The 24,549-nt window shown below is 50.6% G+C and carries 20 protein-coding genes and 2 pseudogenes; 19 read left to right on the top strand and 3 right to left on the bottom strand.

Features of this window, described 5'->3' with window-relative positions; translation table 11 throughout:
* The first annotated feature begins 3 nt into the window (after nt 1-3).
* The 9 genes from PGL01S_RS07595 to glnA all read left to right on the top strand — a co-directional run bounded on the left by PGL01S_RS07595 (nt 4) and on the right by glnA (nt 11,370).
* Nucleotides 4-1,050 carry a sensor histidine kinase gene (locus PGL01S_RS07595; protein WP_127493076.1) on the top strand — a complete coding sequence of 349 codons (1,047 nt, stop codon included), beginning with the start codon at nt 4-6 and terminating at the stop codon, nt 1,048-1,050.
* Nucleotides 1,037-1,702 carry a response regulator gene (locus PGL01S_RS07590; protein ID WP_127493074.1) on the top strand — a complete coding sequence of 222 codons (666 nt, stop codon included), beginning with the start codon at nt 1,037-1,039 and terminating at the stop codon, nt 1,700-1,702. Before PGL01S_RS07595 ends, PGL01S_RS07590 begins: the two co-directional genes overlap by 14 nt.
* 91 nt (nt 1,703-1,793) lie before the next feature.
* Nucleotides 1,794-2,207, top strand: coding sequence for a YugN-like family protein (locus PGL01S_RS07585; RefSeq protein ID WP_127493072.1), 414 nt, complete (start codon nt 1,794-1,796; stop codon nt 2,205-2,207).
* Nucleotides 2,208-2,427: 220 nt separating this feature from the next.
* Complete coding sequence (locus PGL01S_RS07580; RefSeq protein WP_127493070.1) at nt 2,428-4,062, top strand: S1C family serine protease; 1,635 nt, start codon at nt 2,428-2,430, stop codon at nt 4,060-4,062.
* 78 nt (nt 4,063-4,140) lie between these two features.
* On the top strand, nt 4,141-4,833 hold the full coding sequence (locus PGL01S_RS07575; protein WP_127493068.1) for a response regulator transcription factor: 693 nt from the start codon (nt 4,141-4,143) through the stop codon (nt 4,831-4,833).
* 6 nt (nt 4,834-4,839) lie between these two features.
* On the top strand, nt 4,840-6,357 hold the full coding sequence (locus tag PGL01S_RS07570) for a sensor histidine kinase (RefSeq protein ID WP_127493066.1): 1,518 nt from the start codon (nt 4,840-4,842) through the stop codon (nt 6,355-6,357).
* A 30-nt stretch (nt 6,358-6,387) separates the two neighbouring features.
* Nucleotides 6,388-7,353, top strand: a complete 966-nt coding sequence (locus PGL01S_RS07565) for a 4-hydroxy-3-methylbut-2-enyl diphosphate reductase (protein ID WP_127493064.1) — start codon at nt 6,388-6,390, stop codon at nt 7,351-7,353.
* Between the two features lie 1,277 nt (nt 7,354-8,630).
* On the top strand, nt 8,631-9,692 hold the full coding sequence (gene aroF / locus PGL01S_RS07560) for a 3-deoxy-7-phosphoheptulonate synthase (protein ID WP_127493061.1): 1,062 nt from the start codon (nt 8,631-8,633) through the stop codon (nt 9,690-9,692).
* 253 nt (nt 9,693-9,945) lie between these two features.
* Nucleotides 9,946-11,370 (top strand): type I glutamate--ammonia ligase, encoded by a 1,425-nt coding sequence (gene glnA / locus PGL01S_RS07555; RefSeq protein ID WP_127493059.1) that lies wholly within the window; start codon nt 9,946-9,948, stop codon nt 11,368-11,370.
* 48 nt (nt 11,371-11,418) lie between these two features.
* On the opposite strand, the gene thpR is transcribed toward glnA, so the two are convergent.
* Nucleotides 11,419-11,997 carry an RNA 2',3'-cyclic phosphodiesterase gene (gene thpR / locus PGL01S_RS07550; protein WP_164775405.1) on the bottom strand — a complete coding sequence of 193 codons (579 nt, stop codon included), beginning with the start codon at nt 11,995-11,997 and terminating at the stop codon, nt 11,419-11,421.
* Between the two features lie 128 nt (nt 11,998-12,125).
* Here thpR and serC point away from each other — a divergent pair, with 128 nt between their 5' ends.
* The gene (gene serC, locus PGL01S_RS07545) at nt 12,126-13,214 is read left to right on the top strand and encodes a 3-phosphoserine/phosphohydroxythreonine transaminase (RefSeq protein ID WP_127493055.1); all 1,089 of its coding nucleotides are present in this window, start codon (nt 12,126-12,128) and stop codon (nt 13,212-13,214) included.
* Nucleotides 13,215-13,275: 61 nt separating this feature from the next.
* Here the strand turns inward: serC and PGL01S_RS07540 are convergent, their stop codons facing one another.
* Nucleotides 13,276-13,992, bottom strand: coding sequence for a response regulator (locus PGL01S_RS07540; RefSeq protein WP_127493053.1), 717 nt, complete (start codon nt 13,990-13,992; stop codon nt 13,276-13,278).
* A gap of 167 nt (nt 13,993-14,159) precedes the next feature.
* Between PGL01S_RS07540 and trmL the strand changes: the two genes are divergently transcribed.
* The 3 genes from trmL (at nt 14,160) to PGL01S_RS07525 (ending at nt 16,621) form a co-directional block, all read left to right on the top strand.
* Nucleotides 14,160-14,624 carry a tRNA (uridine(34)/cytosine(34)/5-carboxymethylaminomethyluridine(34)-2'-O)-methyltransferase TrmL gene (gene trmL, locus PGL01S_RS07535; protein WP_015846324.1) on the top strand — a complete coding sequence of 155 codons (465 nt, stop codon included), beginning with the start codon at nt 14,160-14,162 and terminating at the stop codon, nt 14,622-14,624.
* Between the two features lie 123 nt (nt 14,625-14,747).
* Nucleotides 14,748-14,999 carry an AbrB/MazE/SpoVT family DNA-binding domain-containing protein gene (locus tag PGL01S_RS07530; protein WP_127493051.1) on the top strand — a complete coding sequence of 84 codons (252 nt, stop codon included), beginning with the start codon at nt 14,748-14,750 and terminating at the stop codon, nt 14,997-14,999.
* Nucleotides 15,000-15,421: 422 nt separating this feature from the next.
* Nucleotides 15,422-16,621: an aminotransferase-like domain-containing protein gene (locus PGL01S_RS07525; protein ID WP_127493049.1), complete on the top strand. Its 1,200-nt coding sequence runs from the start codon at nt 15,422-15,424 to the stop codon at nt 16,619-16,621.
* Here PGL01S_RS07525 and PGL01S_RS07520 read toward each other — a convergent pair.
* Nucleotides 16,605-17,435 (bottom strand): DUF2161 domain-containing phosphodiesterase, encoded by an 831-nt coding sequence (locus PGL01S_RS07520; RefSeq protein WP_127493047.1) that lies wholly within the window; start codon nt 17,433-17,435, stop codon nt 16,605-16,607. The genes PGL01S_RS07525 and PGL01S_RS07520 overlap by 17 nt on opposite strands.
* 209 nt (nt 17,436-17,644) lie before the next feature.
* Between PGL01S_RS07520 and prkA the strand changes: the two genes are divergently transcribed.
* The 6 genes and pseudogenes from prkA to PGL01S_RS07495 all read left to right on the top strand — a co-directional run bounded on the left by prkA (nt 17,645) and on the right by PGL01S_RS07495 (nt 24,475).
* Entirely contained in the window at nt 17,645-19,540 is a 1,896-nt protein-coding gene (gene prkA / locus PGL01S_RS07515; protein ID WP_127493045.1) for a PrkA family serine protein kinase, read from the top strand.
* A 314-nt stretch (nt 19,541-19,854) separates the two neighbouring features.
* A pseudogene (locus tag PGL01S_RS31580) lies at nt 19,855-20,313 on the top strand (protoglobin domain-containing protein); the annotation flags it as partial.
* A 228-nt stretch (nt 20,314-20,541) separates the two neighbouring features.
* A pseudogene (locus PGL01S_RS31575) lies at nt 20,542-20,856 on the top strand (methyl-accepting chemotaxis protein); the annotation flags it as partial.
* Between the two features lie 248 nt (nt 20,857-21,104).
* A complete protein-coding gene (locus PGL01S_RS07505) occupies nt 21,105-22,565 on the top strand; it encodes a circularly permuted type 2 ATP-grasp protein (protein WP_127493041.1) in 1,461 nt (486 codons plus the stop codon).
* A 30-nt stretch (nt 22,566-22,595) separates the two neighbouring features.
* Entirely contained in the window at nt 22,596-23,591 is a 996-nt protein-coding gene (locus tag PGL01S_RS07500) for an alpha-E domain-containing protein (RefSeq protein ID WP_127493038.1), read from the top strand.
* Nucleotides 23,588-24,475 (top strand): transglutaminase family protein, encoded by an 888-nt coding sequence (locus tag PGL01S_RS07495; protein WP_127493036.1) that lies wholly within the window; start codon nt 23,588-23,590, stop codon nt 24,473-24,475. The genes PGL01S_RS07500 and PGL01S_RS07495 overlap by 4 nt, the downstream gene beginning before the upstream one ends.
* Nucleotides 24,476-24,549 lie beyond the last annotated feature (74 nt).

Here is a 24,549-nt window from a genome sequence, read left to right as displayed (position 1 = left end):
GTTATGATCGTACGATTATTCCGCGGCGGCAAATGGCAGCTGCTCACGATGTTTGTGGCTTCTTCCGTAACCGCGCTGCTGCTTGGAATCGCCGTGTGGGTTGGATTGGCAGACGGAGACAATGTGCAGACGGAAGTGCGCTATGGCGCAGTGTCCGTCTTTCTGCTTGTCAGCGCAGGCTTCGGCTACTGGACGGGCCAGCATATTCAGAGACGGATCGATACGCTTCAGCTTGCGCTTAAGCAGGCGGTCAACGGGAATTTCCAGGTTCGGATTACGGAATCCGGCGATTTTTCCTTTTCGGAGTTGTACCGTGAATTTAACGATCTTGCCGAGCTGATGGAGGAGAGAATGAAACGTCTCCAGATGACCGGGGAAGAACAGGTGATGTCGCAAGCGGCTTCCAATGAAGCTGCGGTTCAGGAGGAACGCAAACGGCTTGCCCGGGATTTGCACGATACGGTCAGCCAGCAGCTGTTCGCCATGCATATGTGCGCTTCCTCGCTGCCGAAGCTTCAGGAAATCGACAGGGAGCGGGCTGCTTCCGTTCTGGAGCAGCTTATTCAGATGTCAACGCTCGCGCAGAAGCAGATGCGGATCTTTATCGCGCAGCTTAGGCCGATGGAACTTGAAGGGCGTACGCTGCTGGAGGCGCTTGATAAATGGTTTCCGGATTATTGCCGGCAGAACGGTCTGCAGGGCGTATTCGACTGGCGGTTGACAGAACCGCTTACGGAAGCCAAGGAGCATCAGCTGTTCCTGATCGTTCAGGAGGCAATGGCGAATGTCGTAAAGCATTCCGGTGCGCAGAGCTGCTCGCTAAGTCTGACGGAGAATGAGCGGCAGGTTGTGCTTAGTCTGCAGGACGACGGAGCGGGCTTCCGGGCCGATCAGGTAAGACGCGGATCGTACGGATTGTCTACGATGCAGGAACGGGCCCAGCAGCTGGGCGGTCTTGCCGAGATTATAAGCAAGCCGGGCAGCGGCACCAGAGTGAAGGTTACGATACCGAAAATGTGGCGGAGGAATGAAAACGATGAGCGGGACTAATACGTTAAAAGTTATGATTGTGGACGACCATGATATGGTGAGAACGGGCTTGCGCACGTATTTAATGCTGGAACCCAAATTTGAAGTCGTAGCTGAAGCGGGCAGCGGGCAGGCAGCGATTTCGCTGCTGGAGGCGGGTCTGCCTTCCGGCATACCGGATGTTGTCCTGATGGATTTGATGATGCCGGGCATGGACGGAATCGAGACGACCAGGCAGCTGATTGCCAAATATCCGAATCTGAAGATTATCATGCTTACAAGCTTCCTGGAAGACGACAAGGTTTACGGGGCCATTGAAGCGGGAGCGGTAAGCTATGTTCTGAAGACCGTATCGGCGGAAGAATTGATCTATGCGCTTCACGGGGCAGTCAAAGGAATGCCGGTTATGACAGCGGATGTGTCGCAAGCTCTTACAAGGGGTCTTCGCCAGCGTACGGCCCAATCGGGGGACGAGGAGTTGACGGAGCGGGAGAAGGAAGTGCTTTTGCTGATCGCGGAAGGACGCTCCAACAAAGAGATTGGCGAAGAGCTTCATATCAGCGTAAAAACCGTCAAAACCCATGTCAGCAATCTGCTGATGAAATGCGAGCTGGAGGACCGGACGCAGCTGGCGGTGCTCGCCCATCGCAAAGGCTGGGTCAAAAACACATAAACGGTCAAACGGTGGGACATATTATCCTTTAGTGGTTATATATGCATGAGAGTTATTCACACTCTACACGCTAAAGGAGAGATGAACGGTCATGATTCCATTATCCTCATCGCTGGAAGCCCGTCAGCAAGCATTTACCGATTCCAGAGACTGGCTGGAGCAGCATCAATTCTCGCTCGGGGGCAACTGGGACTACACGAACGGTTCCTTTGACCGGGCGCTTGATGAAGAGAATAAAGTCTGGCTTCGTCTGCCGTTTCAAGTGACGAATGGCAGCGTAGTGGATATAAACGCGGATACGAATGCCGTTATTACGTTTGCGCAGCCCTACGTGCTAAGGCATGAGTATCAAGAGGGCAATGATCCGGAGGCAAGCGCCCGCGTAGTAGGAGCGTTATTCGACCAGTTCCAGGCGCCTTCCGATCCGGATGCCCATGTCGACCAGAAGTGGATAGGCAAGGCGAAGGAAGTTCTGAAAGAGGTCGAAAGATTGTTCCCCCAATAGAATATCGCACGCCAAACTCCCTATTGAGAAATGGGGAGTTTGGTAGAGTCATACGAAAAGTGCATAGAAATAACGTCGTCAGGCGTTTTTTTTATGTTCGTTTTAATTCATTTTAAGTTTGTTTTAAGGTAGAATGTGCATGATAGGAATACAGGATTTAAGCGCCGATGAATGAAAGATTCGGCTGCTTTAACGGAATAGATCAAGGAGGAGAACGGAAATGGACGATCAGAACAAAAAATACGACGATTTCTTTCAAAATCGTGCTAATGGTGATGATGACAACAATCCGCGCGAAGAAGACAACACGGCATCAACGGCTGAAGGATCGGAAGCTCCGGGTAAAACTTCCTACTATTATTCATACGGGCCTTTCAAATCTTCGGCGCAAGACGATAACGGAGCGAACGTTCCGTCCCGGTCTAATCCTCAGGATTATTACACGGCGGCATCCGGCGACAGCGAGCCTGAGCTGGAACAGCCCAAGGTTGAAGTAACGCCTCCGGTGCCGATGAGACCTTTTACTTATAATCAGCAATCCGGCAAAAGCGGTTGGCAGAACCGCGAACCGCGCAAGAAAAGCCCGATTAAAGGAATGTTTGTTTCTTTCCTCGCCGGCGTTGTGGTGGTTGGCGGCTTGATGGGCGGATTGATGTACGCTTCGGATACGAATAACTGGTTTACCAGCAACTCGGTATTTTCCTCCAAGCAGGACAGCACGGCTAACGCGGGCTCTGGTTCAACGGCATCCGGTTCGCCTAGCGGCAACGGAGGCGCTTCCGTAGCGGCGGCAAGACCGGACAACATTGCTTCTCTATTCGAGAAAGCGAGCCCTGCTGTTGTAAAGATCGAGACGTACGTGAAGCCGCAAACACGCAGCAGCAGCGGCGGCGGCAGTATTTTGGACGATCCGTTCTTCCGTCAGTTCTTCGGCGAGGATGCACCGGACGCGAATCAGCAGCAGGATAATAACAAGAAAGACGACAGCAATCTGCAGGCTTCGGGAATCGGTACAGGCTTCTTCTTTGAATCCGACGGTTACATTCTGACGAACCAGCACGTTGTTGCGGATTCCGATAAAATTGAAGTAACGGTACAAGGCTATGACAAGCCGTTTACGGCAGAGCTTCTGGGCTCCAGCTTTGATCTTGACCTTGCCGTACTGAAGGTTACGGGAGAAAAAGCGTTCCCTACACTGCCGCTTGGCAGCTCGGACAAAATCAACATCGGCGACTGGGTCGTTGCGATCGGCAACCCGTATGGATTTGACCATACCGTAACCGTAGGCGTGCTTAGCGCGAAGGAACGTCCAATCGATATTCAGGATACGGACGGTACACGGGAGTACAAACATTTGCTCCAAACCGATGCTTCCATTAACCCGGGCAACTCCGGCGGTCCGCTCCTGAATGTGAATGGCGAGGTTGTTGGGATTAACACCGCCGTCAGCTCGCAGGCGCAAGGCATTGGCTTTGCGATTCCGACAAGCACCATCCAGGAAGTTCTGGATACGCTCAAAAACAATAAGGAAGTACCGAAAGAGCCGGTTCCGTTCATCGGCGCAGAGCTTGGCGACGTAACGGATGCGATTGCGAAGCAGCTCGGCATGGATAAAGCGCAAGGCTCGATTGTCAGCAACGTATATTACAACTCTCCGGCTTACATCGCCGATCTGAAGCAATTCGACGTCATCGTAGGTATTGACGGCAAAACGTTTAATGGCACGCAGGCGCTGATTGACGAGATCAAGAAGCATAAAGTCGGTGATAAAGCCGTACTGAACATTATCCGCAGAGGCGAAAAAATGGATCTTAAAGTAGAGATTGGCGACAAAAACAAATTTAACGCCGAGTAAGCAGGTAAAGTAAGCGCAGAGGAAAGTCTCTGCGCTTCTTTTCTAGAAAAGATAAGCTATACAAGGGGAGAGTAGAAAATGAGACAACACATCATGGTCGTAGACGACGACGAGAAAATCACTTCGTTGCTCAGAAGAAGCCTTGCGTTCGAAGGTTATGAAGTATCAACGGCCGGTAACGGAATGGAAGGCTTGAAGCTTCTTTTAACAGCGGACCCGGACATGCTGATATTGGATGTCATGATGCCGCAGGTAGATGGCTGGGAAGTATGCCGCCGCGTGCGGGAAGGCGGAAGCACCGTGCCTATTCTTATGCTGACCGCGAAAGACGATATTTCGGACCGGGTAAAAGGGCTTGATGCGGGCGCGGACGATTATTTGATCAAACCTTTTGCGTTGGAGGAGCTTCTGGCCCGGGTCCGTGCTTTGCTGCGCCGCAAATCGGACAAGATTGACGAATCCAGCAGCAACAAGATCGTATTTGACGATCTGGCCTTGGATCTGGATTCCCGCGAAGCCATCCGTTCCGGCAGAAGAATCGAGCTGACCGCGAAGGAATACGATTTATTGCTCTTATTCATGCAGAATCCGCGCCGCGTATTGACGCGAGATGCCATTATGGAGAAGATCTGGGGCTATGATTTCAGCGGCGAGTCCAATGTACTTGAAGTGTACATAGCGATGCTGCGCCAGAAGCTGGAGGAAGGCGGGGCCAAGCGGATTATCCAGACCGTACGCGGAACCGGCTATGTACTGCGGGGAGAGGGTTGATTTCACATGACGATCAGGCTTCGTCTGACCTTATGGTTTTCCGGTATTCTTGCGGCAGCGCTAATCGTGTTATGCGTAGCGATTTATTTTTTCGTAAACATGAATACGTACGCTGATACAAAGACGCAGCTTCGAGATCAGGCCGATTCCTATGATATCGTGAAATACGAGAACGGATTAAATCAGATTGACCTGAACATTAAGAGGAATTCCCCTTTTTACGAGAAAGATTTTTACGTGCAATTAGTCAACTATAAAGAAGGCGTTATTAAAACCTCTGGTGAGCTTCAAATAAATGGAATTAAGTTCCCAATCCCAGAAGCCAAGACCAATCCGGATTATGGCTATAAAAAAGCGGTTCTGAACACAAATGCAGGTGAAGTTGCTTTTCTAATCTATCAAAAACCAATTTCCAACAATACGGACGGAACGTTAATTGGCCTGCTTCAGGTTGGTACTGTTGTAGCCAGCGAAGAGAACTACCTGGCCGGACTTCGGGTTATACTTATATTGTCCTCTTTGATATGCCTTATAATTGCCTTTACTGTTGGTCTTTTTATGGCGCGCAAAGCTCTTCAGCCAATCGAACGGGTCGTCCACGCTACCGAAAAAATTCATAGCGGTTCCGATTTGAGCGTGCGGATTCCGATTGAGGGTCCGAAGGATGAGATTGGCCATTTGGTCTATACTCTGAATATTATGCTATCCCGCATCGAAATGGCGTATAACGGACTGGACGAATCGTATAAAGCGCAGCGACGGTTTGTTTCGGATGCGTCGCATGAGCTTCGTACTCCGCTGACGACGATTCGCGGCAATATTGAACTGCTGCAGCGGATGTGGTCCAAGACGCTTGAGCCGGATGAAGCGGGAGATATTGTACTGGCGCTTGATTCACAGCGCTATGAGCTGTCTAACGAAGCCATGCAGGATATTGCGGCGGAGGCGCGGCGGATGTCCACTCTCGTTAACGACCTTCTAGCTCTGGCAAGAGCGGATGCGGGGTACGAGATGGAAAAAACAACGCAGCCAATGCTGCCGATCGTGGAAGAAGTAGGCCGGAGAGCGGGCCTCTTGCCTCGCAATGCGGAGTGGCGGATTGGGGATTTGACCGCGCTGGACGGTTACCAGGTACACGGGAATGCGGATTATTTGCAGCAGCTGCTGTTTATCTTCATAGAGAATGCGTTCAAATATACGCCAAGCGGCTGGATCGAGATGTCGGCGACACGCCGGGAGAACCAGCTTGGCATTATTATTAAGGATACGGGAATCGGCATGAATCCGAAGGAGGTTCCTCATATTTTCGACCGGTTCTACCGGGCAGACGAATCGCGCGGCAAGACCGTTGGCACGGGGCTTGGTCTGTCCATTGCCAAATGGATTATCGATGAGCACCGCGGCTCGATTGAGGTGACGACGATGGAGGAAGAAGGGTCCACGTTTGTCATTTGGCTGCCAATAGACTTTTCCCCCCAGCCTGCTTCGATTATAATAGAAGGAACCGATCGAATCGAAGACTAACCTTCGTTATTCAGAAAGCAGGTGCAACAAGTGGAAATTGTTAAAATATCGCCGCGAGGCTATTGCTATGGCGTTGTGGATGCCATGGTGCTCGCGCTGCAAACCGCCAAAAACCTGGACCTTCCGCGTCCGATTTATATTCTTGGCATGATTGTTCATAATGCGCATGTAACGGAAGCTTTCGAGCAAGAGGGCGTCATTACGCTTGACGGCGAGAACCGTCTGGAGATTCTGGAGCAGGTGGAGAGCGGAACCGTTATCTTCACGGCCCACGGCGTATCTCCCGAAGTCCGCAACCGTGCGCGCGAGAAGGGTCTGACCATCGTGGACGCGACTTGTCCGGATGTAACCAAGACGCATGACTTGATCCGGGAGAAAGTCGCCGAGGATTATCATATTATTTATATCGGCAAAAAAGGCCATCCGGAGCCGGAAGGCGCCATTGGCGTGGCACCGGAACGCGTTCACTTGATTGAACGCGTTGAGGATATTGCCAAGCTTAACGTGCCTGAAGGCCGTATTATCATTACGAATCAGACAACAATGTCGCAATGGGACATCCGTCATATTATGAGCAAGCTTCTGGAGACGTATCCGAAGGCGGAGATTCATAACGAGATCTGCTTGGCTACGCAAGTACGCCAAGAGGCTGTAGCGGAGCAAGCCGGACAGGCGCAGCTGTGCATTGTTGTTGGCGATCCGCGAAGCAACAACTCCAACCGCCTTGCCCAGGTATCCCAGGAGATCGCGGGCGTACCGGCCTATCGCGTATCCGACGTATCGGAGATCGAGCAGGAATGGTTAAAAGGTGTTGACCGCGTTGCCGTAACTTCGGGCGCCTCGACACCAACTCCGATTACAAAAGAAGTTATCGCGTATTTGGAGCAATACGACCATAACGACCCCTCCACGTGGGAGATCAAGCGTACGGTCAACAAGAACAAGCTCCTTCCGACCATTCGTACCAAATCGGCTTCCGGCGCAGCCGAAGCTTAATAGAAGATCAAGTAGATGCGGTGCTCCCTTGCACCGCATTTATTTTGTTTTATGCAAGTATCAACGATGCGGCGCATCGTCAAGCAGTGAGAAACCCATGATTAGGCGGTCGTTTGCATGGTTTAATCGTGCCTTAACGATGTACGTCATCGTAAAGGTGGCTACTCTGCTCTAAATGATAGAGCTTAACGATGCCGCGCATCGTTAAGCAGTGAGAAAGCCATGATTAGGCAGTCGTTTCCATGGTTTAGCCATGCCTTAACGATGCACGGCATCGTTAAGGCGGTTGCTGTGCCCTAAAAGGAGAAGCTTAACGATGCCGTGCATCGTTAAGAAGCGTGAAAACTGTGAAAAAGCGGCCGTTTGCCTGGTTTAGCCTGCCTTAACGATGTGCGACATCGTAAAGGTGGCTGCTCCGCCCTAAATCATAGAGCTTTAACGATGCCGCGCATCGTTAAGCAGCGTGAAAGTCGTGAAAAGGTGGCCGTTTCCATGGTTTAGCCATGCCTTAAAGATGCGCGCCATCGTTAAGGAGGCTGCCCCGGCCTAAATGATAGAGCTTAACGATGTCGCGCATGGTTTCCATGATTTAGCCATGCCTTAACGATGTGAGACATCGTAAAGGAGGCTAGTTGTCCTAATTGGTGGAGTTTAACGATGCCGCGCATCGTTAAAAAGCGTGAAAGCCGTGAAAAGGCAGCCGTTTGCCTGGTTTAGCCGTGCCTTAACGATGTGCGACATCGTAAAGGTGGCTGCTCCGCCCTAAATGATAGAGCTTAACGATGCCGTGCATCGTTAAGAGTGGAATGAGATTAAGCTGAGCAGAGCCCAGCTATCCTGACATCGTCGCCAACGATTTGATCATTTTTTCGGTGACAGGAAATTCGGATGGACACAGATAAGGTGTGAAGGTCCGGTTCCCCCGGACATTAGGGTTGAGTGTGTTATTGTTTTCCTGAAGCAAACTGCGGCGAAGGAAGTGAATGTTCTGGAGAAGCGGAGATAATGCTTACGAAACAGCTTTCCTTTGGAAAGCTTGTAGCTCGCCTTGCTATTTGGATTTCAACGGATAAGACTAGTTCAGGGAAATCCGAATAGAACAGCGATCGTAAGAATATTCATTTCCGTAGCTGCTTAGCAGCTGGTTTAAGAAAAATAATAATTGACGAACCCAAAGTCCATCGTGTATATTTGCTTTAACAAGTAAAAGCATAAAAGCCGCAAAGCCGCAAAGCATAAAAGCGTATAAGCGTTGAAGTGAAAAAGGAGAGATGGACATGATTGTAATTACTAGCCCACATATTGCCGAAGAGCGTATTCAAGAAATTGTGAATCATATTGAAAGAGCGGGCGTGCAAGCCCATGTTTCCAGAGGGACGGACCGTACGGTTATCGGAATTATCGGCAAGGCGGAGCCAACGCTTGCGGAGCATCTCCGTCAAATGAAAGGCGTAGAGAACGTGATCAAAATTTCGAAGTCCTACAAGCTGGCGAGCCGGGACTTCCATCCGGACGATACCGTCATCGATATAAAAGGCGTTAAGATCGGCGGCGAGAACCTTGTTATTATGGGCGGCCCTTGCGCGGTTGAATCCCCGGAGCAGATCGATGAGATCGCACGCCTTGTCAAAGCAGCCGGCGGACAGGTGCTTCGCGGCGGCGCGTTTAAGCCGCGCACGGGTCCATACAGCTTCCAGGGCGTTGGCGTCGAAGGTTTGATCATGATGGCGGAAGCGGGCAAGAAGCATGGCCTGCTCACGATTACGGAAGTCATGACTCCGGAGTATGTTGATGTATGCGCCGAATATGCCGATATCCTTCAGGTCGGTACACGCAACATGCAGAACTTCGATCTGCTCCGCAAGCTCGGTACCATTCAGACTCCGGTCTTGCTGAAGCGCGGCTTCAGCGCAACGTACGACGAGTTCCTGAACGCGGCGGAATACATCCTCGCGGGCGGAAATCCGAATGTTATGTTGTGCGAGCGCGGAATCCGAACGTTCGAAACTTACACGAGAAATACGCTGGACTTGTCCGCGATTCCGGTCCTGCAAGGGCTTAGCCATCTACCAGTCATTTCGGACCCGAGCCACGGTACGGGCCGCCGCGAATTGGTAGAGCCGATGTCCAAAGCATCCGTTGCGGCAGGGGCGAACGGTCTGATTGTCGAAATGCACACGGATCCGGATAATTCGATGACAGGTGACGGTGTACAATCCTTATTCCCTGACCAATTCGCTAATTTATTAAAGGATTTAGAAAAGCTGGCGCCAATCGTCGGAAAGCAATTCAACACTCCAAAAGAACCCGCAGCCGCTTTTGCGGAATGGAAAATTTAATCCAGTTTTAAAATGTGAAAAGCCGGGAAGCCTTGATACACAAGGCCTCCCGGCTTTTCTGATCGAATGTAAAGGCTTAATTGTGAACAAATGTTTAAACTTGTAAGTATACCTTACATATGAATAAAAAATACCTGACATAAGTATTGACGATGCCAAAACGTAGTCTTATAATTACCTCATAGTTTAACGAGAAACTTGAACAATAACTGTTCACCACTATGCAAATGTTCGGAAATGGAGGAAATATCTGATGTCAGTTCAAAAAGTTTTGGAACAAATTCAAGAAAACAACATCCAGTTTGTAGATTTCCGCTTCGTGGATCTTGCTGGTCGCGCGCACCACATTACTCTTCCTTCGACAGAAGTTGACGCTGATACTTTCGTAAACGGTGTAGCTTTTGACGGTTCCTCGATCCCAGGTTTCCGCGGTATTGAAGAATCTGACATGGTAATGATGCCAGATACTGATGCAGTATTCGTTGATCCTTTCACAGATCATCCTACACTGAACATTATGTGTAACATCCATACACCGGACGGCGAGCGTTATGAGCGTGACCCACGCAGCATCGCTCAAAAAGCGGAAGAATACCTGCAAACAACCGGTATCGGTACAACTGCATTCTTCGCGCCTGAGTCCGAATTCTTCATCTTCGACGAAGTTCGCTACGAAAGCACAATGAATTCTTCTTCCTTCTACGTGGATTCCGAAGAAGCAGGCTGGAACACGAACCGTAAAGAAGAAGGCGGCAACCTTGGCTTTAAAGTTCCTGTAAAAGGCGGCTACGTGCCAGTTGCTCCGGTTGACCAACAACAAGACATCCGCAGCGAAATGGTTCGCCTGATGCAAGAAGTTGGCCTTCGCGTTGAGCGTCATCACCACGAAGTTGCAACAGCCGGCCAAGCAGAAATCAACTTCCGTTTCAGCACTTTGACTAAGACAGCTGACAACCTCATGCTGTACAAATATATCGTTCACAACACAGCTCGCCAATACGGCAAAGTGGCTACTTTCATGCCAAAACCGCTGTTCGGCGACAACGGTTCCGGTATGCATGTTCACTCCTCGATCTTCGACGGCGACACTCCGCTGTTCTATGAAAAAGGCGCTTACGGCAACCTGAGCCAACTGGCTATGCACTACATCGGCGGTATTCTGCACCACGCACCAGCTCTGATCGCTTTGACGAACCCTTCGACAAACTCGTTCAAACGTCTGGTTCCTGGTTACGAAGCTCCGGTTAACCTCGTATTCTCGAAAGGTAACCGTTCCGCTGCAGTACGTATTCCAATCGCATCGGTAACGCCAAAAGGCTGCCGCATCGAGTTCCGTACTCCGGACTCCACAGCTAACCCTTACCTGGCATTCGCGGCTATGCTGCTTGCTGGTCTGGACGGCGTGAAACGTAAATTGGATCCAGTTGCTCTGGGCTACGGTCCATTCGACAAAAACATCTACGAACTGCCAGAAGAAGAGAAAAAAGAAATCCGCAGCGTACCTGGTACACTCGACGAAGCGCTTGACGCTCTCGAAGCGGATTCCGAATTCTTGACTGAAGGCGGCGTATTCACGGAAGAATTCATCGCTAACTATGTTGCCGTTAAACGCAGCGAAGCAAAAGCGGTATCGATTCGTATTCATCCACACGAGTACAGCCTGTACTTCGGCTGCTAATTCGAAACGCACTTATTCAAGCGGACTCCCTTGGCGGGAGTCCGCTTTTTATTTGTCGAATTGTGCGACTGCAATGGGATCGTACATAGGTCTTTCGCCTAACCGGGTACGGTATAGCGTAATGCCGGTGATGTCGAAGGCTGTCTGATGCTGCAGAAAGGGGCTTGAGAGCTTCTCAAGCTTTTCGGCTGTGCATGGTTCATCGGCGGAATATTTCCGCGCTAAGGTCACGTGAGGCCGGTAAGGACGGGTCTCCGGCGTATAGCCAATACCCGAATGAAGCGACTGGCCAAGCGATTGATGAAGCCTGGTTAGCTCGGCGGGCAATTGCTTTAAGCCAAGCCATAAGACGGAGGGGCGTTCCTCGCGTCCGAAGCTGCCAAGTTTCGACAGTTCTAACGAGAAGGATGATGTTCGGGAAACGGCTTCCTGCATGGCAGTCTGTATGGCGGGAATGGAGGAAACGGGCATGTCCCCGATGAAGTGGAGCGTTATGTGCAGATCCCGGGGATCCACCCATTTCTGGAAAGAGAGCTGATCCTGCCAATCGGGCAAATGGCTAACGATTTGTCCGCTAAGGTTTGCTGGAATGGATATTGCGGTGAAAATCCGAATATTATCTGCCATGTGAATAATCTCCGTTCGACTTTTTGTCACTAACATTATGTAAATGTACTTGAAGAGAGCCGGTAAAATTGCTATCATAATCAATATCATGTGAGATGCTTAACAAAAACAAAAGGTGGGTAACGGAAATGAAACGAGCCTATAATTTCAATGCAGGACCGGCCGCTTTACCGCTCGAGGTGCTGCAGCAGGCGCAAGAGCAATTTGTCGAATATCAGGGCGCGGGGATGTCCATCATGGAAATGTCCCACCGCAGCGCACTTTATGAGCAAGTGAACAACGAATCACAAGCCCTCATGCGCGAATTGTTCGGTATTCCGGATAACTATCATGTTCTTTTCCTGCAAGGTGGCGCAAGCCAGCAATTTGCCATGATTCCAATGAACCTGCTTTCCGCGGGCCGTCCAGCCGCTTACGTTAAAACGGGCGCTTGGGCTGACAAAGCCATTAAGGAAGCGAAGCTGATTGGCGAGACGGTTATTGCTGCTTCGTCAGAAAACGACAATTTCATGCGTATGCCAAGCATTAACGAAATCGTTGTGCCGGAAAATGCAGCTTACCTTCATCTGACATCTAATGAGACAATCGGAGGCGTACAGTTCCAGGAGTTCCCAACGAACCTTGGCAATGTACCGCTTGTAGCCGATATGTCCAGCGATATTTTGAGCCGTCCTATTGATATTAGCAAATTTGGCCTCATCTATGCCGGCGCGCAAAAAAATCTTGGTCCATCCGGTGTTACGGTTGTTATCGTACGCGATGACCTGGTTCAAGAAAGTCCGAAAAACATCCCGGCAATTTTCCGCTACGACACGCATGCGAAGAACAAGTCGCTTTACAATACGCCGCCATCCTTCTCGGTCTATATGGTTAACCTGGTTCTGAAATGGATCAAGGGCAACGGCGGGGTTGCTGCTATGGAGCAGCTCAACCGCGATAAAACAAAGCTTATCTATGATGCGATTGACCAAAGCAACGGCTATTACGTGGGATGCGCTCATCCGGACAGCCGTTCGCTTATGAACATCACTTTCCGTATGCAAAGCGAAGAGCTGGAGAAGCAATTCGTTAAGGAATCGGAGCAAAACGGTTTTGTTGGCCTGAAGGGCCACCGCGATGTTGGCGGTCTGCGCGCTTCGACGTACAACGCCGTTCCGCATGAGAGCTGCAAAGCGCTTGCTGAATTTATGGCTGACTTCCAGCGCCGCAACGGTTAAGAAAGTTGACAAAGACCGCCATTTCCGTAATCGGAAAGGCGGTCTTCATTGTTAGGGGTGTCTATGCCAGTGACGAATCGGCCATATTAGGGGCGTGAAGCTTGTAGCCGACGTTGCGGACCGTCATAATGTACTCCGGCGTTCTTGCGTTTTGCTCGATTTTATCTCGAAGATGGCTGATATGAACGTCAACGATTCGCGTATCGCCGAGGAAGTGGTAGTCCCATACCCCGTGAAGCAACTGCTGACGGCTTAATACTTTGCCTCTATGCTTGCATAAGAAGAGAAGAAGCTCGAATTCCTTCGGTGTCAATTCAATGGTCCGGCCATCAATCAGCACTTCGCGCTGTTCGGCGCGTACCGTCAACCGGCCAATATCGAAGGTTGTTGATTCAGCTTGACCCGGAAGGGACTGAATTCGGCGGAAAATGGCCTGAATACGCGAGATCAGCTCTTGCGGGCTAAATGGCTTCGTCATATAATCGTCGGCCCCGTTATCAAGCCCGGCGATTTTGTCCGTGACGTCCTGCAAGGCGGTTAGCATAACGATTGGTACCGCATTGCTCTGCTTGCGCAGCTCACGGCATACTTGGATGCCATCCATCTTCGGAAGCATCAAGTCGAGTACGATCAGGTCAGGACGGAATGGCTTTAACATCTCGAATACGGCCTCGCCATCGCTTACACACCGGACATCGTAACCGGCGAGTTTCAAATTAAATTCGATAAGCATGGAGATGGACGGCTCGTCATCAACGACCAATATTTTCTTTTTCATCGTATCTATTCTCCTTTTGCCTCCTACATGATGTTTTCATTATGAGGGGAGACATTTATGCGGAGATTAAGAGTACGTTAACCTAATGTAAAAATTGCCTCTTTGGCACTGGTGCGAGAACGCAGTGTTTCGTGTATAATGACATAGAATGTGAGGTTGGTACAGTTATGGCTTTTCATATTGTTTTGGTTGAACCTGAAATTCCTGCAAATACGGGTAATATCGCCCGGACTTGCGCCGCAACAGGCGCGCATCTTCATCTTGTACGCCCCCTTGGATTCCAGACCGATGACCGCACTCTCAAACGCGCCGGACTGGATTATTGGCATGCGGTTCATGTGGAATACCATGATTCCTTCAAGGAGCTGCAGGATGCGAATCCAAACGGAAGATTCTTTTATGCAAGCACGAGAGCTACCAAAGTGTATACGGAGTTTGACTTTCGGGACGGGGATTTTTTCGTGTTCGGGAAGGAAACAAAAGGACTGCCGCAAGAGCTGATTGATGCGAATCTGGATACTTGCATGCGGATGCCGATGACGGGAGATGTCCGGTCGCTGAATCTTTCCAATTCGGCGGCGATTATTGTGTATGAGGCGTTACGCCAAAATAAGTTCCCGGGAATGGACTGAATTTACATAATATTAAGGACTATCCTAACATAGGAAGGAATTCGTTAGGGACCATCGAAAGTCTACTGTGCTATGTTTACACAACGTTAGCTTGCAAATCCAGTCATAAAAAGAGGTGAAAAGATGAAACCAGCAGGTGTGGTTAGAAAGGTGGACCAACTCGGACGAATCGTTCTTCCTAAATCACTTCGTAAAAGGTATCAAATGAATGAGGGGGACCCTGTAGAGATTTTAGTGCAAGGCGACCATATTATTTTGGAGCGCTACCGCCCAAGATGCGTGTTCTGCGGATCAATGGAAGATGTGAAGGAATTCAAGGACCGTTATTTATGCGAACCGTGCATGATTGAAATGGGACAACTTCAAAACCGTTAATCGGATAATCATCCAAGCACTACTACAAACATACGAAGATAAAAAAAGAAGCTCCTCCCGCAAACGAGGGGAGCTTCTTTTTTTGAATTCCAAGCCATTTATTACAACGTCTTAGAATTCTCCGGAATGAAAACGCGCCTCGCAGCCAAAGGATGGCAAAGCCGTTTCACCGAGCCTTTATTAAAGGCCTTTGGTCTTGTCGTCGTTGTACGAAGACGTCAAGATGGCAGTCAGGAACAAAATAAAGACTGTCATAACAATAACGAAAGTAATAGACATTTTGTGCACCTCCGATATGCTAGCTTCATTATAACCAAGTATTAGGGAAAAGAAAACGTTTAAGTTTGCATGGATTCTTTTTATTATGCGACAATAATGACAGTACAAATCATGGTTTTTAATTGCGGGAGGAGAAGGGAAATATGGAATTTCGCTTTGCATCAAGAATGACGCAGGTTAAGTCTTCCGTCGTAAGAGATATTCTGAAGCTGACGCAAGGAAATGACATCGTATCCTTTGCGGGCGGCCTGCCGGCGGAAGAGCTTTTTCCTGTACAGGCTGTCAGGGAAGCCGCGGACCGCGCGATTTCTGCGGGTACAAGCGCATTGCAGTACGGGCTTACTGAAGGTTACTTGCCCCTGCGCGAGCAGCTGTGCGTCCGAATGGCTCAGAAGGGGATGAACGTGCAGCCGGAGGAAATGATTATTACGACAGGCTCCCAACAGGCGATCAGCCTGCTTGTTCAAGTTCTCACCGAGCCGGGGGACACGGTGCTTGTTGAGCGGCCTACCTATTTAGCTTGCCTGCAAGTGTTTGAACTGCATGGTCTAAAGGTGGTTGCCGCGGAAAGCGATGAGCATGGCATGATTCCGGAGGATGTGGAACGACTGGTCCGCGAGCATAAGCCCAAGTTTATTTATGCCGTTCCGACCTTTGGCAATCCGACGGGCAATGTGTGGAGTCTGGAAAGAAGGCAGGAAATTCTGCGGATCTGCGCCGGCCATCAAGTGCCTATTATTGAGGACGATCCGTACGGCGAGCTGAAATACGATGAAAATGCGGCTTACCCAACGCTGTTTGCGCTTGACCAGCAGCAGTTTGGAAGCGGCGTTGTTATATACACAAGCACCTTCTCGAAAATCGTAGCTCCCGCGCTCCGGACCGGCTGGGCGATTGGCGATACCCAGGTGATCAAGATGCTTGCAAAAGCGAAGCAAGCGGCCGACCTGCAGTCCAGCACGATGGATCAGCAGATCTTGAGCCAGCTGCTTGCGCATTTCCCGCTCGACGAACATATCCGCATCATTTCGGAATCCTACGGGGACCGGATGCGGGAAATGCAAAGCCTGATCAAAGCGCAAAAAATCGAAGGACTTCATTGGATCGAGCCGAAGGGCGGCATGTTCCTATGGGTTGAACTTCCCGAAGGACTGGATGCCGAAGCGCTGCTGCGGGTTGCGGTATCAAAGGGCGTCGCTTTTGTTCCGGGCATCGCTTTTTATGCTTACGATCCTAAACGCAACACAGCCCGGCTTAATTTCACCCATAATAAAGGAGAAAAAACGGTGCTTGGCGTTGCGCGTCTGGCGGAAGCAATCCGCGAGTTTACCGCTCGTAGCTAAAAGGAGTTTCCTTTGCGCGTTTGGACGTTTTTCCCTCGGAAGCTTTGGGAGCTTTCGTTCTTGACGCTTTGGCGGGTTTGGGCTCGGGTGCCGGCGGAAGGGTAAAGGTCTCTTTCCATTCGGCGATCACCTCGGCATACTCCGCCAAGGCCAAGGCTCCGGCTGGCGTTAGCCGGTATTGGCCGCGCCCCACCTTCTCGAACCAACTATAATAATTGCTTCGCAGCATGGAGGCGCTTTGCGGATTGCCCGTCAGAGATGCCAGCTGACTTGGCGACAGGATGCCGGCTTGCTGCATGGCGTATGCGGCCCGAAGGGCCTTCTCCCGATAGGCGGTGACCAGCTTGCGGCCGGTGCTGCCGCCCACGTTGTAATCGCCGCTCCGTTCGCGGAACTCCCTGAGGAGCCGTGCCTGGCGGGTTCTTCGGATCCCGCGCTTCGGCATCTCGCCGGGCTCGCACAGCATTTCGATCAGAGGCGCTTTGGTCTTGAAGAAGGTGACCGTCATCAGGCCGAGACCCAGCATCCGGCACAGCTCCGTAATATCGCTGAAGCGCTGGTTGTGGGCGCCGCTTTTCTTGCGGTTGCGCTCAACAGCCAGTACAACATGATCATTTATGCGTAAACGTTCAATCCCTTGCAGCAGCAAAGCGAGATTGAACGTTTTTTTCATTTCGACAACAACCGCCTCGCTGCCATCCGGTTTCATCGCAACCAAATCGCAATGGAGAACCTCGCTTTTTACCGTAAAACCTAGCTTTTCGTAGTAGGCCTTGATGGGGCTGTACAGCTCCTCTTCCTTGTTAACTGCCATGTTAATTCCCCTCTTTCTCCCATCATTATAGCAAATGCTTGTCGTTATTTGCCGGATTGCCGACTAAAATAGTGGTCAATTTCCTACATAACTAAGCATAGGATTGTAATACTTCAGTAAAAAGTTGGTCCACACGATCAATGATGTAGAGATAATCCCGGGCGGAATGAAAACTAGCGGATTGCGGAAGCGATGGGAGGAGGCACGGCATGGACATTTTCAAGCGAATATCGGAGTATCAGACAGAGAGTGAAAAGCTTGCGTGGACGGGATCTTTCAGAGAATATATTCAACTGCTTAGAGAGGACCCGACCCCGGCCATGACTGCGCACGCGCGCGTCTATGAGATGATTGATTCTTTTGGGGTAGAGGACGATAACGGAAGGAAGCGTTATAAGTTCTTCGAACAGGAAATTTTCGGTCTCGACCGCGCCGTGGAGAAGCTGGTGGAGGAATACTTCCACTCGGCGGCCAGAAGGCTGGATGTCCGTAAACGGATCCTGCTCTTAATGGGGCCGGTCAGCGGCGGCAAATCAACCATTGTAACGATGCTGAAGAAAGGGCTGGAGCGTTTCTCCAGAACGGAGAAAGGAGCTACTTACGCCATTAAAGGCTGCCCGATGCACGAAGAGCCGCTGCACTTGATCCCGCATGAGCTTCGTCCGGAGATTGAGAAGGAGCTTGGTGTCCGCATTGAAGGCAACTTGTGCCCTTCCTGCCAAATGAGGCTTCGGGTTGAATACGATGGAGATATAGAGAATGTCATTGTTGAACGCGTGCTCGTATCGGAGGAAAACAGGGTGGGTATCGGTACGTTCAGCCCTTCCGATCCGAAGTCGCAGGATATTGCCGACTTGACAGGCAGTATCGACTTCTCGACGATTACGGAGTTTGGTTCGGAATCCGATCCGCGCGCGTACCGCTTCGACGGCGAGCTGAACAAGGCGAACCGCGGTCTGATGGAATTCCAGGAGATGCTCAAGTGCGACGAGAAGTTCCTATGGAACCTGCTCTCGCTGACGCAGGAGGGGAATTTCAAGGCGGGCAGGTTTGCGCTTATATCGGCCGACGAGCTGATTATCGCGCATACGAACGAATCCGAGTACAAGTCGTTTATCAGCAATAAGAAGAACGAGGCGCTGCAATCGCGTATGATTGTCATGCCGATTCCCTACAACCTCAAAGTATCCGAGGAAGAGAAGATTTATACGAAGCTGATCGGCCAAAGCGATATGAAGCATATTCATATTGCGCCGCATTCCTTGAAATCCGCGGCCATCTTCTCCATACTTACTCGCCTCAAGGAAACGAAGAAGCAAGGCATGGACCTTGTCAAGAAGATGAGAATGTACGACGGAGAAGAGGTCGAAGGCTTCAAGGAAGCCGATCTGAAGGAAATGCAGAACGAATATATTGAGGAAGGCATGTCCGGCATTGACCCTCGTTATGTCATCAACCGGATTTCCAGCGCACTCATCAAGCAGGATATGCAGTGCATCAATGCTCTCGATGTGCTTCGGGCACTGAAGGACGGCCTTGACCAGCATCCTTCGATTACGAAGGAGGAGCGGGAGAGATACCTGAACTTCATCTCGGTAGCGCGCAAAGAGTATGATGGACTGGCGAAAAAGGAAATTCAAAAGGCATTTGTTTATTCCTTTGAAGAGTCCGCCCGGACTTTATTCGAGAACTATCTCGACAACATCGAATCGTATTGCAATTGGTCCAAAATCAAAGATCCGCTTACCGGCGAAGAGATGGATCCCGATGAGCGCCTAATGCGGTCGATTGAGGAGCAGATCGGCGTTTCCGAGAATGCGAAAAAAGCGTTCCGCGAAGAAATTCTGATCCGGATCTCTTCGTACTCGAGGAAAGGGAAGAAGTTCGATTTCACAAGCCATGAACGTTTGCGCGAGGCCGTTGAGAAAAAGCTTTTCGCCGACCTGAAGGACATCGTGAAAATTACGACTTCGACCAAAACGCCGGATGAAAGCCAACTGAAGCGCATTAACGAAGTGACCAAACGGTTGATTGACGAACACGGCTACTGCCCGGTGTGCGCAAACGAGCTGCTGCGGTACGTGGGAAGCCTCTTGAATCGTTAAGTGAATCCCCAAAAGCGGTGCAGGAAATATTCTGCGTCGCTTTTTTTATTTAATCTTCAGCTTAATGACAACGGAGCAGTTCGAATGATTCTGTAGAAGCGTAGCGTTCGCTTTTGCTCTGAGGATTCCAACCATATCTTATTCATTTAATGGAATCCTCGAGCAATGGCGATCGGAAGAACATTCGAATGCGCAGGTTGCTAATTAAGCCCCCCCTTTCGTCATGAAGAATACAAGAATGCATACAAGTCGGTTCCTTATTTTCCGATATAATCGTTATAAGACTTTTGACTTTTTAGGGGGAGATCGGAACTATGATTAAAGTCTCGGAAGAACGCCGCAAACAGCTGGAATATACCCGTATTACGGAAGAAGATTTGAAACGGCTCGCGGCATGCAAGCCTATATTCGAACAAGTCGTCGAAGAGGTTGTGAACCGCTTCTATGACAACATTGGACAACAGCCGCATCTGATGCGCATTATCTCGAATGTAAGCACCATTGAACGGCTTAAACAGACACAACGCGGTTATTGGCTGTCTCTGGCTTCAGGAGTCATTGACCAGGAGTACATCGAGAACCGCATTACGATCGGGCTTGTCCATTCCCGGATTGGACTCACGACGGACTGGTACCTGGGAAGCTACATGACCTATCTCGATATCGCCGCAACCGTGCTGCAGCTTGCGATTCCGGAGAAATGGACTTCCGTTCTGCACTCCCTGTCCAAAATGTTTAATCTGGACTCGCAGCTGGTGCTTGAAGCGTATAACCGCGCCGAGCAGTCTTTGATTCAGGAGCTGGCTGACCAAAGATCGGTTATGCTCACAACGATTACAGAGTCGGTGCAGCAGCTGTCGGGATTGATGACGGAGCTTGACCAAGGCGCCAAGTCGATTGCCGAGGCGGCCGTATCAACTTCGCAGTCGCAAGACCACTCGCATGAGCTGCTTGGAGATCTGCAGGAGGAGCTGGCGGGTATTACGGAGATGGGGATGTTGATCCGCGGGATTGCCGACCAGACGCATCTTCTTGGTCTGAATGCCGCTATTGAGGCAGCGCGCGCCGGCGAAATGGGACGAGGCTTCGAGGTTGTGGCCAACGAGGTTCGCAAGCTTGCGGCATCCTCGCGTACAGCGCTGGAGACGATCCAAACGAACCTGGACGAGATTCACAAGAAGATCCATTTGGTTCAAATGGAATCGGAGAAAACCTCGGTTGAAGCCCGCAATCAGGCGGCGAGATCGCAGGAGCTTGCCGTTTTCGTTCAAACCGTGGATGCCGTTACAAAAGATTTGCGTCAATTGAATACATAACAAGAGAATAGGCATATGATATAAAGCAGGGTTTCTTCGCCAGCGCAGAAGCCCTGCTTTCGTGCTATATAAGTTGACATGAAAATCCATTTCTTGTATGATAGTTCTAACAAAAATTTACTTTCATAAAGATTTTCATGGTATAAATGTAAATTAAGTTAACATTTAAAAGGTTCTGAGCCAACTTTGGTAGTCATCAATGCAGGCATCAGGGAAGGTGCTGTACCATCATGGAGGAGGCGGTTGGCATGTCGACGGCCAAACAGTCGCAGTCGCATTATTACGATTCGCAATCATTTTACGATGAAATGTTCGAGAAAGACTTTTCGGTTCGTCCCCACTATGACAATATCCATCGGCTGTTCGCAAGAATGAAGCCGTCGGAATTGACGATGCGGCAGCATGCTCTTAATCAACGCATGATGGAGGAAGGAATCACCTTTACCCTGAACAGTCCTAACCAAAGCGAGCCTCTGGAAAGAACCATTCCCTTTGACTACATCCCTCGCGTTATCCCTAAGCATGAATGGGAAGCAGTGGACCGAGGCGTCCGTCAGCGGACAAAGGCGCTTAATATGTTCATCCACGATATTTACCACGCTCAGCGCATTGTGTCCGACGGGGTCATCCCAAGACGAATGATCGTATCCAACGTATATTTTCGCCCGGAAATGATGGGTTTAGACGTTCCGGGAGGCGTGTATATTACGTCCTCCGGCATAGATTTAATTAGAGACGAGAAGGGCCGTTATTTTGTCCTCGAGGATAATCTCCGTTCGCCTTCCGGTTACTCCTATTTGTTCAAAGGCCGTACCATCATGAGCGAGCTGTTCCATGATTTATACTTGTCCTCTTCCGTTCAAAGCATTGAGCGCAGCCTGAACTATTTCCTTCGTTCTTTGCGTTCTCTCGCGCCTAACGGGAAGAAGGATCCGTTAATTGCGCTTCTTACTCCAGGCTCGTACAATTCGGCGTATTATGAGCATACCTTCCTCGCGCAGCAGCTCGGCATTCATTTGGTTGAAGGCCGCGACCTGGTCTATAAAGATCACAAAATTTATTTGCGCGATCTGAGAGGCCTTCGTCAGGTGGACGTCATTTACCGCCGGATAGACGATGATTTCCTTGATCCGCTTGCTTTCCAGCCGGATTCGCTGCTGGGGGTTCCGGGGCTGATGAACGCTTACCGGGCAGGCAATATCGCCATAGCGAATGCGCCGGGTACGGGTGTTGCGGACGATAAGGCAGTGTATGCTTATGTTCCGGATATGATTCGTTATTATCTCGGAGAAGAGCCGATTCTGCACAATGTACCGACGTATCTGTTATCCCGGAAGGCAGAGCGAGACTACGTTCTGGAACATTTGGACCAGCTGGTCGTAAAGGAAACTTCGCTTTCAGGCGGGTACGGCATGCTGATCGGCCCTACGGCTACCCCCAAGGAAATCAAGGAGTTCGCCGAGGAGATCAAAAAAGATCCGAGCCGTTACATCGCGCAGACCACAATGAAGCTGTCGCGGGCGCCGGTTATGGTCGACGGGCAAATGACGCCTCGCCATATCGATCTGAGGGCATTTGCGCTAATGGGGGAAGATTCCACTCATGTTATTCCCGGCGGACTTACCCGCGTTGCTTTGCGGGAAGGCTCGCTGGTTGTTAACTCTTCGCAAGGCGGAGGAGTGAAGGATACATGGGTGTTAAATCGTTAATAGCTTCAATCCAGAAACGGAGGTATCGCTGTGCTTAACCGAAACGCTGAAGCGTTGTTTTGGATCGGCCGCTATATGGAAAGAGCGGAGAACCATGCAAGATTAATTGATGTCCATTATCACCTGCAGGCAGAGGATGAATTAGGCGTTGAAGCTTGCGGTCAAGACGGCGAGAGCAAAGGGGTTCCATGCAAGTGGACCCGGATTGTAGACGCTTTGGGCAGCAGAAGCGCTTACGAGCAGCAATACGGAAATTATACCGAACAAGACGTGCTTCATTACATTACGCTTGACCGGGACAACGGCAACTCGCTGGTCTCTTGCGTGAGCCATGCCCGAGGCAACCTTCGTACTCTGCGCGAGAAGGTTCCAAGCGAGCTGTGGGACACGATTAATGCCTTTTACTTATGGCTGCGCGAGAAACAGCCGGAAGACCTGATGAAGGAATCGCCTCATCTGTTCTATGGCCGGATCAAGGAATGGGCGGCTCTGTTCCAAGGCTTGTGCCAATCGGTTATGCCGCGCGAGAACGAATGGCATTTCATCGAATGCGGGCGATTCCTGGAGCGGTCGGAGAATACGCTGCGGATTATTAAAGCGGTTGGCAATGCGGCCGTTGGCGATGGCTGGAACAATGCCGGCGCTTACCCATACTTGCAGGCTGTCCTGAAATCGCTGAGCGGTCATCAGTCGTTCCGCCGTTATTATGCCGATGGAATGTCGGTCGAGTCCATCGTGGAATTCGTTATTTTGAACCAATCGTTTCCACGTTCCGTTCACTTCTCCTTCCATGCGCTCGACGAGCATATGAAGCAGATTGAGCTGTCGGATAATCAACTGCGTACCGCGAATGATCGAATCATCCGCCAGGTAGCGAAGGTGAAGGCGGACTTGGCTTGCCTGGAGCATGACGATATGATCGTCGACCGGAACGGATCGATCGTAGGTCATTTGCTGGAGGCGTGCCAGATGCTTGGGCATTCTTTTGCTAAAACCTTTTTTCGCATGGGGGAGGCAAGCGCATGAAGCTAAATATATCCCACGTGACGCAATACGATTACGAGGAGACGGCAACGGACAGTGTCAATGAGATCCGGCTGACGCCAAGCACCAATGAACGTCAATCCTGCTATCAGCAGGCTATCTTCATAGAGCCGAATGCCTCGCTCTTCAGCTATGAGGATTTCTTCGGCAACCGGGTGCATTCGTTCTCGGTGAACCCGCCGCACAAGCGCTTGACGATCCGTACGCAGATGACGGTCGTAACGAGGCATGCACCTAGTCCCGAGGAGCAGGCGGCTCTGCTGAACGGCAAGCTTGCCAGGGAGGCATGGACCTGGCTGGAGACGGAGGAAGCGGCTAACCGCTTCGCAGAGTTTCTGCTGCCGACCGGTTACGCGGATTTAACGGCCGATGTGGAGCGCTATGCGGAGAGCGTTGCCTTGAAGGAAGGCGAAGACATGAGCGTATTGAGCTGGCTCATTTCCTTGTCCAGCAAGATCAGAACCGAGTTTATTTACGACCCGGAAGCTACGACCGTTACGACCAAAGCCAGCGATCTGATCGAGCGCAGACGCGGGGTATGCCAGGATTTCGCCCATCTCATGATTGCCTGCTGCCGGTTTCATCAGATTCCCGCCCGTTACGTAAGCGGGTATCATTTCGTGGGGGATCTGCAGGGCGGCAGTGCCGATTTCGAGCAGGCTTCCCATGCTTGGGTAGAGGCGTATGTGCCGCAGCTTGGCTGGTGCAGCTTCGATCCGACGAATGAAGCGCCGGTTGGGGAGCGGTATGTCAAGCTGGGGCATGGCCGGGACTATAAGGATATTGTACCGGTAAAAGGAGTATACCGCGGCAACGGGCTTCAGAAGCTGAAGGTAACGGTAGATGTACGCAAAATCGAGGATTAATGCGATGAAGGATAGGAAGTTAAAATAAGGCTGCATCCACAGGTTCGTTCAATGGACGGAACCGAGGGAAGCAG

Origin of the sequence: Paenibacillus glycanilyticus NBRC 16618 (assembly GCF_004000805.1) — a bacterium.
Lineage (GTDB): Bacteria > Bacillota > Bacilli > Paenibacillales > Paenibacillaceae > Pristimantibacillus > Pristimantibacillus glycanilyticus.
The sequence above is the reverse complement of the archived record's forward strand: the minus strand, read 5'-3'. Positions and strand labels throughout refer to the sequence as shown.